Origin of the sequence: Paraburkholderia sp. SIMBA_030 (genome assembly GCF_046535245.1) — a bacterium.
In the GTDB taxonomy this organism is placed as follows: domain Bacteria; phylum Pseudomonadota; class Gammaproteobacteria; order Burkholderiales; family Burkholderiaceae; genus Paraburkholderia.
Map to the genome: position 1 here is coordinate 120,530 of NZ_JAWRXB010000006.1, position 15,743 is coordinate 136,272.

Genomic DNA, 15,743 nt, shown 5'->3' on the forward strand with positions numbered 1-15,743 from the left:
AAGGGCGATGGCTTGCGCTGCATTTTATTCCCGGCAACGGGACGTCGTCGCCGTCATCGGTATTCCTGTCCAACATCTACTTGCTCGCTTAGCCGCATGGCGTGGCCGTCGATCGATTGTGGCGAGATCATCCGCTACGAGAGAGTGGGCAGGGGCAGCTTGAAGTGCTCGCAATCGCGTACGTGAAGGCAGGGAAATAAAAAGAAGCCCGCCGGACAAGGTGTCGGCGGGCAAAAAGAATCGAGGGTGTCGTTGGACCAGAATGACCCCCCAGTCGCTAGTATTGAGCGATAAAAATGGCGCGATGCACAAGTGGCGGTGATAGTTAAGATTTTGTCCGAATCGGGCATTCGCTGCCATTACGCAGGCTGGATGCAAGCCTGGTAGTCATGCAAAACAATGATCTGCGAGTGGCTCGCCTGTGACAGACTGTGGCGAAACCATCCGCAGTGCGTGCCCGGCTCTGCACGCTGATCGGTTGGCGGCGGACGTTTAATGAAGGCAGAAATAGCCGGCTGATGGAGGCCGGTGGGCCGAAAAGGTCCTTAGAGGGGAGAGATTAGCCCGAGATGGGCATAAGCTGAAGAAGCTTATGCGTACTTGTCGGAGTGCAAGGCATAGATCCAATCTTGAAGACTCACCTCCGATCCATCCGCATAGAGTGGAAAAATGGAGTATTCGGCCAACATGTTAGCTTTTTCCGTCAGCGGCATTCCGCTATGCAGCAATCTGGATATGATGCACTGCAATCTAAATAGATTTTTCTCTGCGCTGTAACGAATCGTGGAAGTCGCTGTGTCAGGCAGTTCAATATTCTTTGCTGCTCAACGTCAAATCGGCAATTTTGGTGCGTAAGTTGATACATCATATTGAAATAAACAAATAGCATCGTCGCAATTAATTCGGCATACTTATTTATGAAAGCGGCAGATTTGCCTAATATCCGAGGGAGACTTTTCTAACGCGATCCAGTCGTGGGGTTTTGTGAAAAGCGCGTGGCGTGAAAAGAGAGGCATCGTCCAGAATTAGCGAAAGACAACACGAGGCGGCTGAACTGGACGTGGGCGTGACGTATCAGCGAGCGGGCTGTTGATGGATACGTCGAGTATCAAACATCAAGATATGCTGATAATCGCCGCGATCGCGACGGGTTGGTCGACAGCAACGCGAACTGATACAAACAATTAGAAATATGACTCGAAATTTACGCGGACAACCACTCCGATCGGCGCCGCGCGCGCTGGCGCTTGCTGCGGCTTTAGCTTTCTCCGCTTCAGCGCAAGCGATCGACCCTGCGCTCAATGCGCTCGGGCAGGCGGGTGGCTTGGTGATTCCCTATGCGTTTGCACTGCCCGAAGGGACAGTGGAGGCGCAGTACAACAACTACATCGACCCGCGCTACGGAAAGCGGGCGACGGGCGCGCAAATGTACTGGGGCGCGGTGGGTTTGTTGCCTTATGTCGAGGTGTCTGGCGGACTCGCCAATTACCCGGCTGATGTCCCGGCGCCATTCAGCGGCGCCGACCACTTCCTGTTTCGCCACCTGATGGCTGACGTCAAGCTCGAAGTACCGAAGTTCTTCAAGTATCAGCCGAGCATTGCGTTCGGTATTAGCGACATTGGCGGTCAGACACATTTCTTCCGTTCGAAATACGGGGTGGTGTCGCAGGCATTTGGACCGGTGACGTTGACTGCCGGTTACGGACAGGGCGATCGCCTTGATGGTTTCTTCGGCGGCGCGCAGGTCTCGCTGTGGAACACGGGTTTGTCTCTTCTCGCGGAAGACGATTCGAAGACGCCCTATGCAGGTGTGCGCTATCAGTCTCCGCGGATTAGCTGGCTAGCCGATGCGAACGTGATCGGCACGGTCATGCGGTCGATCCGATCGACGGATGGGGTGTCGCCGCGAATGTCGTTCTCGGTGGGGATTCAGATTCCGCTGGGCAAGCGCTTTAGCAGTGCGCGTTGTGCAACCGGCTTGTGCGAGGGCCCGCAAGTGCCGGCCGCCCAGACCGCGGATGCCGGCGATGACGGCCCGATCCGCCTCGCGAGCCTGCAACCGGTGGACACGCGCGCCGCTATTGGTAACAACAACGCGCTGGCCGCCGCGCCGATTACGTATGTGCCGCCGCTGCAGTCGTATGCGTCTGTGATGCTGAGTGACGTGACGGCGGCTAAATCGTCGGATGCGCAGTCTCCCGCTATTCCGGAAGCGCTGGATACCTCAGCGCTCGACGAAATCGCCGCGCAACTGTTTGTCGCCGGCCTCGAGCGCGTGCGTGTTGGGATGAGCGGTCGTGATCTGGTGGTCGAGTACGAAAACCATCGCTACAACCAGAACGAAGCTGACGCACTCGGCATTGTGCTCGGTGTGGCGAGCGTGAATGCGCCGCACGGCACCGACAAGATTCACGTGGTCATCAAGAAGGCCAATGAGCCGTTAGGCGAGGTCATTGTCGATCGTGACGCGTTTGCGCAGTTCGTTGCCGGCGGTGCGCCGACGGGCGCAAGCGCCTCACTGACAATGCGCACGCGTCCGACATACGACGCGGATTCGATCGTATGGTATGGCAACGAGCACGCTCATGGGCTCACGCGAATTCAGATTGAGCCGATCGTCAGTTACTTGTACGGAACCGAGTACGGCAACTTCGACATCTCGCTCGGCGCCAACATTGAAGGGTTCGTGCCGCTGTGGCGTGGCGCGGAGTTGTACGCGAGTTATATCGCTCCGATCTACAACACGAAGAACATGGACGAAGGCCGCGTATTTAGCAACTATCGCCTGCGCGGCGGTCTGAATGCGGTCGCATTGGCACAAAGCTTCTGGATCGTGCCGCAAGTGTTCAACGTGGCATCGGTCGGCAAGTTCGATTACTCATATGTTGGCGTGCAAAACGAAACGACGGTGTTCGTGCCGGGTCGCCCCGATCTGATTCGCTTGCGGCTTGCCTATTTGCGCCATGAACCAGGCCATGACGCATTGCCGAGTGAGAAGAATGCCCAACTGACATACCGCTGGGTGCAGCCGTCCTGGAAGTTGTGGATCGAAGCGGGCGTGGCGCGCTTTGTTGGCGGAGACAAGGGGCCGGTCGCGACGCTGACGCGCTGGTTCGACGACGTATCGGTGAGTGTGCATGGCGAGCATAGTGGTCAGGGCACGTTTGTGGGCGCTGCAATCAGCTTCCCGCTGACGTTGCGCCAGGGCATGAAGCCCGGGATCAGTCAGGTGTACGGCTCTGAACAGTTCCAGCTCGACTTCCGCACGCGAGTTGGTTCGACGAATTATCTGACGACCAATGCGGCGGAGAACATGACGTTCCCGTATAGCACGCAGCAGTTCCTGCTGAATCAGGGCCGCTTTAGCGGCGAGTACTTCTCGACTCAGCTTTACCGGATGCGTGATGCGTATCTGCGTTACGGGCGGCCCGGTAAGGACGAAATGAAACCGAAGCCGCAAGCGAGTGTGTCTGCTGTCTCAACGGGCGCCGCGCTTTCACATGGCGTCTGCGGAAACAGTTTGCAGGGTGTAAGCGACGGACCGGCGTTGGTGCCAGTCAATTGTGAATGACTTTCTTTGGAGATAGGCGATGAAGCTTCTAAACGGCGCCACGCTGCGCACGCTGCAGTTCGGATCGATAGTGCTTGCGACCAGTGCGCTGGTTGCATGTGGCGGCAGCGGCGACTCGCCGGGTGCGACGGTGAGCGGTACGGCTGCGGTGGGCGCAGCAATGGCAAACGCAAGCATTGTCCTGACTTGCAAGAACGGTACGGGCAGTGCGACGGCTAACTCAAACGGCGCGTATTCGGCGACCTTTCACTTTGACGGACCGTGTGCGATCACTGCGTCGAGCGGCGCCACCACGCTCCATGCGTTTGCGGCCGGCGCGGGCACCTACAACGTGAGTCCCTTGACCGAATTGCTTTTGAGCTATTTGGCCGGGCAGCTTGGAACCACGGTTAGCGGGCTGCTGTCGGGAATCACGAGCAATGCAACATTTCAGAGCGCGCTGTCCAACAGCACGGTGATCGCGAACGCAGAGGTGGCCGTCGCCCAGTTGATCAAGACCCAGTACGGGATAACGCTTTCGTCATCGTCGTTCTTGACGGTTTCGTTCACGCCAGGGCAGCCCGGCCCGGATGCAGATCTGGACACTTTGCAGACTGCTGGCGCGATTACCGCGAATGGTCAGCCGGCGGCGTCGTTGACAACCGCTGCCACGGCGGCGGGGGCGGCAGCGCCGATCTCCGGCGGCGGCAATGGCGGTGGAGCAACCGGCGGAACGGGCGGCACCGGCGGCACGGGAACCAACACGAAATAGCGTTCACGTGCGGAAGCGGAAAATCGAGCTGCCGGACCGGTTCAGGTTCCCAACGGAACTGGGCCGGCCGCTCGCTAATGTACCTTTGTACAACACGAAATCGCTCTAATAAGCCTGAAGAGTATTTGAGGCTTCGGTCGCGATGGTTTGAATGGGATAACGATGATCTTTGCGATTCAGCCGCGAAGATCCATGAGCGGAACAACAGGGGCTTGGGACGCGAAGGGCAACTATTCGTAGCCGAGCGTGTGACTCAGAATGGGCGCAAAAAAGAGTGCAATCGCAGCGCCCGCCGCCTTACCCTCGAACTCCGCCGCCGCAGCAGCGGCCCGCATTCCGTACAGGTACGTGGACAGATCGAATAGCTGAGGTAGGCAGTAGAGCACCGCGATCACAATGCAATAAGTTTGCATGACCGACATGCGCCAGCCTTTCTCGAAAGCGACAGCAGCGGCGACAATGCGCAGAACGCTGAATAATACAAGCGCACCCACAGCCGCCTGTTCGCGGAGCAGATACTCTGGAATAAACTCGCCCATAACTTCCCGTTCACCTGGTACGTTAACCCACCTGAACCACCTGAAATTGAAAGCCGCCCATTCGAACATTGCCATCGGATGCCGGCCGCTTCGGGACAATCGGTCTTCGGAATTGAGGAACGAGTTGACCGGTTTTGATGTTACCGAAACTGAACCCGGGCAATGAAAGCGCGGCTGAATGAACCACAATGTTGGCCGATATAGTCAAGCGCCGCGCTCCGTAAAATGGGCGGGCGCTATCCATGCGCGGCTCTTCTTTTCAAGATCCGCGGTCGTGTTGGCCGTGTCTGCTTTGACTGGCAACGCGACTGCGAAGGGACTCATTCGTCTCGGCAGACTGTCAAGGGTAGTAATTGGGGAGGGCAATCTGTGACGCACGCCTGAGGTAGGGGCTGCCGCGGTGCCCCCCCGGATTGGACTCGTGCCGTTGATCCGGCACCTATGCTTGAGGCACTTCTAGAGTGCCACTTCGTTGCGCATCCGATAGTCCGTCGGTGTTGTCGCCAGATATTTTCTGAATAGCTTCGACAACTGCCCGCCGCTGCCGATACCACAGCGGCGCGCGATCTTGTCGACCGGCAAACGCGATTCAATGAGCATCCGACAACTCATCTTTAATCGTGCGCGAAGCAGATAGTCGGAGGGCGTCATGCCGATCTCGCTCTTGAAGCGGCGCAGGAAGTTGCGCTCGCTCATCGCCGCGACCTGCGCAGCATCGTCGATTGAGATGGGACGATCGACGTTCGCTTCCAGCCAGCGCGCCGACGCCAGGATCTTCTCGCTGACTTGCGGCGCCGCGCCAAGCGTGACTGACGAGGTGAGCGGTGTATTGGATTGCGGCGCGATCGACTCTGCTACCTGCTGCGCCAAATCGGCCCCGAGATCCTCTTCGACGATGCGTAACGCCGTGGATACGGCGCCCGGCGCTTCCGTCAGTGACCGCGTTGGACGCAGACCGTGCGCTTCGTTACCGCCATAGGGAAGCGGGCAGTAGCGACTGGGCAGCCCGGCTGCTTGCAGCAGCAACTGGCCTTCCGCGATCGGATGCACGATCTCGCTGAATGGATGCCTGCGGCGTAGCCAGTTGCTCAACCGCTCGTCGCGACATGCCTGCTGTGCGCCCGCACCGCCGGCAATGAACAACAGATGTGTCTCGTTCGTGCCTCGGTGCGACTGGACGTCGTCGGTCCAGACAAATACCGAGGACGAACTGGCGATGCGCCCACCCGCGGCGGAAAGCAGCGAGACGTCGTAGCGTGCACGGCCCGATCGCTGTGCGGCGACGAGCGCGTTTGCCTTCTGGAAGATCTCAATGATTGCTGCGACCGTAGGCAGTGCAAACCCATTGAACAGCGCGATGTCGATGCGAGTCAGCGCGTTCGTTTGCATCGGCACGGCACTTTGCCGCGCGCTGAGCGGCAGAGTATGTACCAAATCCATTTAGTTTTCCCCGGAAATGTGTGGTCTGCAAAGTCTTCTCCCCAAGACTCTGTCTTTTTCTTATATGAGCATGCTATGCATACGATTCTCTTGTCAGTATTTAATGGCCGAATTAGCCAACACATTGGCTGTTGAGGACACTGAGCAGCGAGATAGCGGGCAGCCGTTCAGGTCTTATGATTCTACCCCGCGAACTGGTAAGATTTCGAATGCCCAGTGCATATTCCAACAAATTGAGACGGAATGTATAGCGCATCTTTTTTATATTTATATACTGTGGCGAATAATTGTTTGTCAATATCGATGAATTGATCATTACAAGCGACATATCTCGTCAGTAATACAGTTTGGGGCTATGTTGACCTAACCTAGTGCATTCGCTACGCCGCGCCGCACGCTTTCACAAAGCGTCACCGCCGATGCCGGGTTCGTGGGACTCGGCGTCGGTCGGGCTGCAGGCTTTGGACGTGCCGATCGCTTTGCGGATTGCTCAATACGCTAGAGTCACGCCAGCCGCCGAATGGTGGCGCGGGGGATAAAAAATTTTTTAGCAAACGATTGCGCGTGAACCTAAATAAGCTCTGCGCGCGACCGTTAACGGGTTCATGCACAAACAAGACATTCAGACAATTGTTTCCGCGGCTCACGAAACGGCCGATTCGATCGTCGGTGCGCGCGCGTGGAAGACGGCCGAAGATGCCAGCGCGATGCACGATGTGATCTTCTGGGACATGCTTGCCAAGCGATTGCCTAACACGAACATCGCCGATCTGCTGTCAATGTTCGATTAGACGGCGTCGTCGACACGGCTCAGGCGAGGCATCTCCACAGCTCGCGGCACAAGGCAGCGTGGCGCGCGATTGCGGACGTATCCGACGTCCGTTCCTGGTTTCGGTTGACGCTCACCCTGTTGCTGAATGAAGACTTGCATTGCGCGCATCATCTCTTGACTCGACGGTCATCAAGCAATTTTTTATTGCGGTCCGCATGCGAATTTGATCGGTCTGCCTGCCTTGCGACATACCTAGCCACTGACCCGCAACCCGACGGGCTTGTTCACCTACTTTTCCTCCTGGGTCAACGTTCGCAAGCTGATGGCGCCGCATGGCATCCGTGCACGGCACAAGCGCAAGTACATCGCGACGACAAACTCGAATCACAACCTGCCGGTTGCCCCGAACCTGCTGGAGCGCAACTTCACGGCGTCGGCCCCAAACCGAACCACCATCATTCACTCGCGTGACGAAAATATCACGGTCGGCGAATCGTTCCGACGGCGAAGGATCACGCATTTTTTTATGCTTAATTACACGATTTCGCCAATTTTAAACTGAGAAAAATTTATAATGTCAATGTAAATTTTATGAGCAAGTCACTAAATTCACTTCTGGTTTTCACAAAACAGGTGCATGCTCGTTCGTGCACTGTAATTATGCGGTGTAGTTAGAAATGGTTGTATCCGCCAACATGTTGGCCTATTCAGTCAGTGACATTACGACGCGTGCGATCTTTATGTACGATTGATTCCATCAATGAATTCAGCTCAAAGCAAGCTGGAACGGCCCACTTAAATTCCGGGGAACGTGAGATGGAGAGCTTTGTAGAGGCGCGCCATAACAGCGCGGTGCCGCCGCTCGTTTTGCCAGACGTGCGCGCGGTGAGAAATATTGGCGTAGTTTTGTCAAGCGGCTTTGCGTTACCGGAGGCAGCCTCGATCCTCGAGATATTCGAATCGGTGAATGCGCTCATCGATTCCGGGGCGATACCGAGCGACAGAATACATTATAACGTTTGCCTCCTATCTGCTGGTGGCGGCAGAGTCGCCAGTTCGTCTTCTGTGTTCGTCTGGACCGAAAGCGTCGAAGCCCGCCGCTGCACCGACAATTTCCACGCGCTATTTATTGGCGCCGGCGAGGGGGGGCGCAATGGCGTTCGGGACGAACGCTTGACTACCTGGCTGCGTCGCGCGTGCCCACGCAGTGCGTTGGTATTCCCGATCGGCGACGGACGCTTGCTCCTCGAAGCCATCGGATTCGGAAACGCGGCCAGCGGCCAGCGCTTCGGCGAGCACGCCCGAGAAATCTCAAAGAACTGGCCCGGTGTAGGCTTCTCGACGGTCTCCGTCAGCCCATTCCGCAATGCATTGGCGGTCGTTCAGGAAGATTTCGGTGCTGAAATCGCCCGCCAGATTGCCGATCGTGTCGCACCGCAGCCTCAGCAGAAGCGCTTCACCCCCACCATCGGCGAGAACGCGTCTGCTTACGTTAGCGAACAGATTCGGGCCTCTGCCAAGTGGCTGGAGGCGAACGGCGACCGGGAGATCGCCATTGATGAGGCGGCGCAGGTCGCCGCCATGAGTGAGCGGAATTTCCTGCGGCGCTTCAAGATCGAAATGGGCGTCACGCCGTCAGAGTATCTGTTGTCGGTGCGGCTCGACATGTGCTGCCGCCTTCTTGTTGAAACCAATCTACCGATCGACAAGATTGCGCGTCGTTGTGGGCTCGGGGGAGGTGGCTGGCTCGCGAAACTCTTCCGCAAGCATCTCGCGACAACGCCAACCGAGTATCGCGCCAGTAAGCGGCCCATCAGCACATCGTAGCAACGGGCGTAGGTCATCAGTCATGTTTTGTAATTGCGCCGCATAAGCGTTCAGTCATCGGTGATGCATATGGCATCACCGATTCGATGACGGATAACAGGCAGCGTTATAACGACCGAATCGATAACCAATTTTTGTTGCTTAAATGCAATTTGATAATTTTAGACTTGTAATTTCTGGAAATCAGGAGGCTATACACGTCATAAACCTATTGAATTGACAGCCACGAGAAAAGAAGGTGTTAGCCTCGCGAGTCGATCGCAAACGCTTGCGACGTCTGTAAAAACGATTGCTATCTGCAAGAAGTGAATAGTTTCGGTGTGTCGCTTTGGATTTCTATCAATGGAACAGTGAATAGTCCAGGTTGTGCTGTGACAGAAGCACTCTTTCGCGTCTTTTTCTGAAAAAATCCGGATCCTTGCTCTCCGTCGCTCGCACTTCAAACGAATGCCATAGCGCTCGAAGCCCGCGCTCTTTGTGCGGACAAGCCGCCTGCGGCCGGGCGGGAAGCTGACGTCCGCCGGCAGCCGTCGATGCGGAACTTCGGCACCGAACCCATCAATGACATTCGGGATCTCTCATGCTGAAAGTTACAAAAGCGGTATTTCCGGTAGCCGGTCTCGGCACCCGGTTCCTCCCTGCCACGAAGGCAAGCCCGAAGGAGATGCTGCCGATCGTCGACAAGCCGCTGATCCAGTATGCGGTGGAAGAGGCGATGGCAGCAGGCATCACCGAAATGATCTTCGTCACGGGTCGCAGCAAGCGCGCGATCGAGGACCACTTCGATAAATCCTATGAAATCGAAGCGGAACTGGAAGCCCGCGGCAAGGCCAAGCTGCTGGAACTGGTGCGCAGCATCAAGCCGAGCCACGTTGACTGCTTCTATGTGCGCCAGCCAGAAGCGCTCGGCCTCGGCCATGCGGTGATGTGCGCCGAAAAAATGGTGGGCGACAACCCGTTTGCCGTGATTCTCGCTGACGACCTGCTGTACGGCATGCCGCCGGTGATGACGCAGATGATCCGGGTGTTCGACCACTATCACAGCTCGGTCATCGGTGTGGAAGAGATCCCAGCGCAAGAGACGAAGTCGTACGGCATCGTCGACGGAAAGAAATGGGAAGACTCGATCATCAAGATGTCGGGCATTGTCGAAAAGCCGGCGCCGGAAGTCGCGCCGTCGAATCTCGGCGTGGTGGGTCGCTATGTGCTCAAGCCGCGGATTTTCGAACATCTGCGCGCGTTGAAGCCGGGCGCAGGCGGCGAATTGCAACTGACGGACGCGATTCAATCGCTGCTCGCCGACGAACAGGTGCTGGCGTACAAGTACCACGGCACGCGGTTCGACTGCGGCAGCAAGCTCGGTTACCTGAAGGCGACGGTGGAATTCGCGCTGAGGCACCCGGAAGTAAGCGTTGAGTTTCGGGCATACCTGGATGAGCATCTATCCCTCTTGCCGGTGGGCTAAGCGGTGGACTTTAGTCACCGCTCGTCCAAGACAAGCCAGCGATTTTCCGGGGTTCGCCAGGAGTTACACGGCTTGTCCGCTGCCACATAACTTTCCGCGGGTCCCCCGTGCACGGTCGTAACGACACGACTCGCGCTTTACCTGCAACGCTTTCGGGTGGGCTTTCGCGAAGCGAACGTGGTGGGTGGCGCGCAGTACAAACGGGGGCATCACCGACAAGGTGTCGTATTCGCTGACCGTCGCACGCCGCGCGGTCACCGATAGCTTGCTGTCCTACTCCGGCGCGCGCAACGAGGCGTCCGGCCTCGAATGGGGCGGCGTGACGTCCAACGGCGGCGCCTTGCCAGCCTTGCGTGAGACGACGGCACGAGGGGCCTGTACACGAACGCCTCCTACCAGGTGTTCACGGGCGACCGCGTGCCGACCAACAACCGGCGTGTCGTATTCGCTGAGCGCGGTGGGCGAATATCAGCCGGCGCCGCTCAGTTCGCCGTATCTGTCGCGATCGAATTGACGTGATGTGAAGCCTGCGAAGTCGCGATCCAGAACTGATGTAAAAAAAGCCCACTCGTCCGGGGAGAGGAGCAGGCAAAAATCCGAGGAGTTACGGGGTTGATCTGCCTACCCCTCGGAGGACCAAGCGATAGCTTAGCTATTCGAAGTGCATCGGGGAGAGAGTGGCGGACAAGACTAAGCTTTTGACGCCATTCAACGCTACTTCGTCTACTTCCCCGTTCCAGACCCGCCAGTGGCACCCGTTGTAGTACCTGTCCCGCCACCAGAAATCGGTGCCGCAGTTCCCGCCGCCGTAGCGGCAGTAGCCAACGAAGCCGCCGATATCGGTCACGAGCGAGTTCAGTGCTGAGTCGATAGCGTGAGCCGACGCCGAGAATGCCAGTGCGGCGCCGAGCGCAAGCGCTTGTGGGGCGAATCCAGGTTGTTTCACGCGCAATTTGCTGAGCCTTTTTTATATGTCGGGTGTCGGGAAGCCGTTCGCTTCGTCGAGCGGAACATAGACGGGAGCTTGTATGGGTATCGCTTTTTTGACGCTTTCCAGACTTTGCTTCGCGTGGATCATTGTCTATCTGATTTTCGGTTTTCTGAACTCCACATGGATCGTGACACAGCATCTCGACAGACTCGTTCGTACTGAATTTCGTTCGCGTCGTGTATGCGGATCAATGGGCGCGGCCTGGCGGCGCGTATTGAAGCAAATGAGACGGTACACGGCTGTCGTGCTTCGAGTCGGCATCATGTCGTATTGCGTCTCTGTGTTTCTATCGTAGGCCGTGTTTCGGGTAAAGTTACGATGCTTCCATTCGACATGCGCTCTGTTGTCGCGTTCGGTCAACACCGTGTCTCGATCCGCCAATCGCGTCCGCGATATATGCCTGTCAACCTATGATCTCACCTGGCCTTCCGAGGGGAGGTCAAGCGGACCCTCGGAACCCCTCGGAATTTCGAGCCTGCGCGCCCGGCGCGAGCAGGCTCCTTTTTCTCCACACGGCATCATCAAGTATCTGCGCGTAAAACGCGGCCCCGCTATTGGTTACGCTTTGTTGGCCACAAAATAAAATAAGACAGTATTGCTAAACTAAATAGTACCAGGTCGAAACTGACAAAAATACTGCGTTCAAAAGGTCGGAACAGAGAAATAGCGTACGCTGCTAATATCTTCCGCATTCCGTCGTGCAATCTTCGGAGAGCCACACGAAATGACATCCCACTGTCTGCCTAAGTACCGGGCTACGCATCTTGGTGGCAATAGTAATGAGACCATTGTCATCGGTACCGCGGCGTCTGTTTTTGAGGAAGTCGTACGGATGGCCGCCACGATTTGTCAAGTGCCGATCGCCGCGGTGAGTTTGCCGGACCCGGACTCGAAGTGGCTTCATTCAGATGTCGAGTTATCCGCGGAAGAGTGGACGGCCACTGAAGCGGCGTTCTGCCTGTTCGTCCCAGGCGACCATCACGGAATAGAGGTGATCGACACGGCTGACGATCCGCGCCTTGCCCAGAATCCGTTCATCTTCGATAGACTTGAGATTCGGTTCTATGCGAATGCCCCGATCGTTCTCCCGACGGGGCACTGCATTGGTGTGCTATCGGTGGCGGCACGCGAGCCCCGACAACTGACTCCTATCCAACGAGCTGCATTGGACGGCCTGGCTCACATTGTCAGCACGTGCCTGCTCAACTCCTCTACGGGTGCTCTCGCCGGCTCATTGTCCGGAAATGGATTCAATCGGAACGCACTGCCGGAACAGGAGGCAGACCTGGTCGTACTGGCGGGTTCTGGTGGAGAGATTGGCTACATTAGCGACGCCTTCGCACGCTATATGGACGGCTCCTCGCAGAGCCTTGCGGGTGCCAACCTGCTTGATACCGTTGCCGATAAAGACCGCGCATCGGCGGCTGCGGTTCTGCGCGACGTGATGACAAGTCGATCAAGCGCGACGCTGGTCGCCCGTGTGGCGTCAGTGAATAATGTCGAGCGATGGGTGCATTGGAACTATCGGCCGATGACAGACATCGCTGGACGGATCGTAGCGATCTATGCGGTGGGGCGCGATGTCAGTGAACGCAGGCGAGTCGAACAGGCGTTGACCGAAAGCGAGCGGAGGTATCGCGAACTCTACGAACGCACCCCGGCGATGCTTCACTCGATTGATGTGCAAGGCAGGCTCATTAGCGTGAGCGACCTATGGCTTCGCACGCTCCGGTATAGTCGGGCCGAGGTACTTGGGAGGCCCTCATCCGATTTCCTGACGCCCGCGTCGCGCGAATATGCCCGTGAGGTAGTGCTTCCGGAGTTCTTCCGCATCGGCCATTGCCGCGATGTCGAATACGAAATGGTGCGGAAGGACGGTGAAGTGATCCACGTATCGTTGTCTGCCTTTCTCGAAAGGCAGAGCGACGGCACACCATGGCGGTCCATGGCAGTTATCGACGATATCACTGACCGCAGGAAGATCGAGGCAACCCTACTCGAGAGCGAGCACCGGTATCGCGCGCTTTTTGAACACATGCAGGTAGGCTTCGTATTGCTGGATATTGTTAGCGACGCGAGCGTGAAGGTTGTCGACTTCCGGTTCATTGCGGCAAACCCCGCAATCGCGAGGACGAGCCATATTCCGTCCGAGCTCATGATCGGCAAGAAGGTCTCCGAGGTGTTCGCGGGGCCGGCAGACGAGGGATGGGACTGGCTCGGCACGCTAACTTCGGTTGTACTCACTGGCGATCCAGTTGCACGACAGGACCTCCCCGCAGCGGGAGGCGGCTGGTTTGACATGGTGGCATATCGCCCCGGCCCCGGTCAGTGTGCTGTTCTTGTCCTCGAGACGACTGAGCGAAAACGGATGCAGGCGACCTTGGCCGAACAGCATGAATTTCTCCAGGTAACGTTGCATTCAATCGATGACGGCGTCGTCACAACCGATCCGGATGGTCGCGTCACATACCTGAATCCGGCGGCGGAGCGGCTAACGGGCTGGCCCGTTGCCCAGGCGCGCGGCCGCGACCTGAAGGACGTATTCGATGCCCGCAACGAGTCAACCCGAGTACACGCCTCGAATCCGGTTACGCAATGTTTGGCCGAGAACCGCGTCGTGAGTAGCACCGACGATACTGTCCTGATATCACGGGGCGGCGCAGAAAACGCGATCAAGGATTCCGCTGCCCCGATCATCAGTACGAGCGGCGAAGTCCTAGGTGTCGTACTGGTTTTTCACGACGTAACCGAAGAACGTCGGCTCGCCAAAGAAATGACCTACCGTGCCACGCACGACGCCCTAACCGGGTTGCTAAATCGCTCGGAGTTCGAAACGCAACTTAGCCGTGTGCTTTCCCATGCACGCGAGGCGGGTAGCAGACATGCTGTGCTGTACATCGACCTGGACCAATTCAAGGTCGTGAACGATACCTTCGGTCATATCGCCGGTGATCAACTGCTGCAGCAAGTGACGGAGCAGTTGGGCCAGTGTATTCGGGCAACCGACACACTGGCCCGGCTAGGAGGCGACGAGTTTGGTGTCATCCTGGAACAGTGTGACACCGAGCGGGCCCGTCGGATCGCTTCCCAGATCTGTGAGCGCCTCGACGAATTTCGATTTGCTTACAACGGGCGGCGCTTCCATATTGGTGCAAGCATTGGTCTGGTGCCAATTGACGATCGTTGGCCGACGACGGCGGCTGTGCTCCAGGCTGCCGATAGTGCATGCTATGCCGCCAAGGACGCTGGACGTAATCAGGTGCACTCGTGGTTTGACGCGGACCAGGTTGTACTTGCACGACGCGGCGAGATGCAGTGGATCGCACGTCTGGAGCAAGCACTTGACGAAGACCGTTTCGAGCTATATGCCCAGCGCATACGGGCACTTGGTCGCGAGGAGAAGAACCTCGTCCGGTGCGAATTCCTGTTGCGTCTGCGCGAGCCAGATGGGAGTCTGGTACTGCCCGGTGTCTTTTTATCAGCGGCTGAACGTTTCCACATGGTCTCACGCATCGATCGCTGGGTGGTCAAATACGTATTCGCGTGGATGACGCACCATCGCGACCAGTTGGCCCACGTTGAAAGCATCGCGGTGAACCTCTCCGGCCAGTCCATTGGCGACCGCGCCTTTCATCGATACGTATGGGATCTGGCTGACGCTTTGCAATTTGACACGCATAAGCTCTGCTTTGAGGTCACAGAGACGGCGGCGATCACGAATCTGTCAGTTGCAACTGAATTCATCCAGTCGCTGCGATTGCGGGGCATACACTTCGCTCTGGACGATTTCGGAAGTGGCGCATCATCGTTCGGTTATCTTAAAGCGCTACCCGTGGACTATCTGAAGATCGACGGGCAGTTCATTACCAATCTGGAACATGACGCCATTGATCAGGCAATGGTCCGGTGTATTTGCGATGTGGCAAAAGCCGTTGGCAAGCGAACGATTGCGGAATTCGTCGAAACATCAGCCGTCGCGGTACTGCTGCAAGAGCTGGGAGTTGACTATATTCAGGGGTACTTCGTCCATGTGCCTGCCCCTATGGAGGAGATTCTTGTCAGCGAAATTGATGCACGTAGTTGATAAACGGCGCGGACGTTGCGCCCCGGCGCATCTGTGGCAGCGGCTTAGGTCTCTTTTAGACCGAAAGCATCGGTAATTGTCGTATGGCCGCTAGCTCGTTTCATTGCCGCTCTCAGCCAATTCCGTGGCCTTGTCCGCCACTCTGACCGCCATAAATGGCTGTCGGTTTATGATCGTGACCAATCATCTCTGGGGATTCACTCTCGTTGAGCGCTCAGAGATTTGACTTGCCGCCTCGCGAGCGCGAGCAGGCCTTTTTTATTCTTCAGTTGAGTTCGTGCGTGGGCGCGATCTGCCTAGTGC

General features: G+C 57.2%; 10 protein-coding genes and 1 pseudogene. 8 read left to right on the top strand and 3 right to left on the bottom strand.

Annotation, left to right across the window (positions count from 1 at the left end; genetic code table 11):
- Window positions 1–1,192 precede the first annotated feature (1,192 nt).
- Both SB772_RS12050 and SB772_RS12055 read left to right on the top strand, forming a co-directional pair.
- Entirely contained in the window at window positions 1,193–3,571 is a 2,379-nt protein-coding gene (locus tag SB772_RS12050; protein ID WP_410833482.1) for a YjbH domain-containing protein, read from the top strand.
- Between the two features lie 19 nt (window positions 3,572–3,590).
- Window positions 3,591–4,322, top strand: coding sequence for a carboxypeptidase regulatory-like domain-containing protein (locus SB772_RS12055; protein ID WP_410833483.1), 732 nt, complete (start codon window positions 3,591–3,593; stop codon window positions 4,320–4,322).
- A 230-nt stretch (window positions 4,323–4,552) separates the two neighbouring features.
- Here the strand turns inward: SB772_RS12055 and SB772_RS12060 are convergent, their stop codons facing one another.
- Window positions 4,553–4,861: a hypothetical protein gene (locus SB772_RS12060; RefSeq protein ID WP_410833706.1), complete on the bottom strand. Its 309-nt coding sequence runs from the start codon at window positions 4,859–4,861 to the stop codon at window positions 4,553–4,555.
- 456 nt (window positions 4,862–5,317) lie between these two features.
- Complete coding sequence (locus tag SB772_RS12065; protein ID WP_410833484.1) at window positions 5,318–6,301, bottom strand: GlxA family transcriptional regulator; 984 nt, start codon at window positions 6,299–6,301, stop codon at window positions 5,318–5,320.
- A 605-nt stretch (window positions 6,302–6,906) separates the two neighbouring features.
- Between SB772_RS12065 and SB772_RS12070 the strand changes: the two genes are divergently transcribed.
- From SB772_RS12070 to SB772_RS12090, 5 genes and pseudogenes are all read left to right on the top strand, one after another.
- Complete coding sequence (locus SB772_RS12070; RefSeq protein WP_410833485.1) at window positions 6,907–7,092, top strand: hypothetical protein; 186 nt, start codon at window positions 6,907–6,909, stop codon at window positions 7,090–7,092.
- Window positions 7,093–7,383: 291 nt separating this feature from the next.
- Window positions 7,384–7,521 (top strand): annotated as a pseudogene (locus SB772_RS12075) (IS3 family transposase); the annotation flags it as partial.
- 368 nt (window positions 7,522–7,889) lie between these two features.
- Window positions 7,890–8,900 carry a helix-turn-helix domain-containing protein gene (locus tag SB772_RS12080; RefSeq protein ID WP_410833486.1) on the top strand — a complete coding sequence of 337 codons (1,011 nt, stop codon included), beginning with the start codon at window positions 7,890–7,892 and terminating at the stop codon, window positions 8,898–8,900.
- A 580-nt stretch (window positions 8,901–9,480) separates the two neighbouring features.
- Window positions 9,481–10,365 carry a UTP--glucose-1-phosphate uridylyltransferase GalU gene (gene galU, locus SB772_RS12085; protein ID WP_410833487.1) on the top strand — a complete coding sequence of 295 codons (885 nt, stop codon included), beginning with the start codon at window positions 9,481–9,483 and terminating at the stop codon, window positions 10,363–10,365.
- A gap of 184 nt (window positions 10,366–10,549) precedes the next feature.
- Complete coding sequence (locus SB772_RS12090) at window positions 10,550–10,879, top strand: cellulose synthase subunit BcsC-related outer membrane protein (RefSeq protein WP_410833488.1); 330 nt, start codon at window positions 10,550–10,552, stop codon at window positions 10,877–10,879.
- A 138-nt stretch (window positions 10,880–11,017) separates the two neighbouring features.
- On the opposite strand, the gene SB772_RS12095 is transcribed toward SB772_RS12090, so the two are convergent.
- Window positions 11,018–11,311 carry a hypothetical protein gene (locus tag SB772_RS12095; protein WP_410833489.1) on the bottom strand — a complete coding sequence of 98 codons (294 nt, stop codon included), beginning with the start codon at window positions 11,309–11,311 and terminating at the stop codon, window positions 11,018–11,020.
- Between the two features lie 769 nt (window positions 11,312–12,080).
- Here SB772_RS12095 and SB772_RS12100 point away from each other — a divergent pair.
- Window positions 12,081–15,440 (top strand): EAL domain-containing protein, encoded by a 3,360-nt coding sequence (locus SB772_RS12100; protein ID WP_410833490.1) that lies wholly within the window; start codon window positions 12,081–12,083, stop codon window positions 15,438–15,440.
- Window positions 15,441–15,743: the final 303 nt, after the last annotated feature.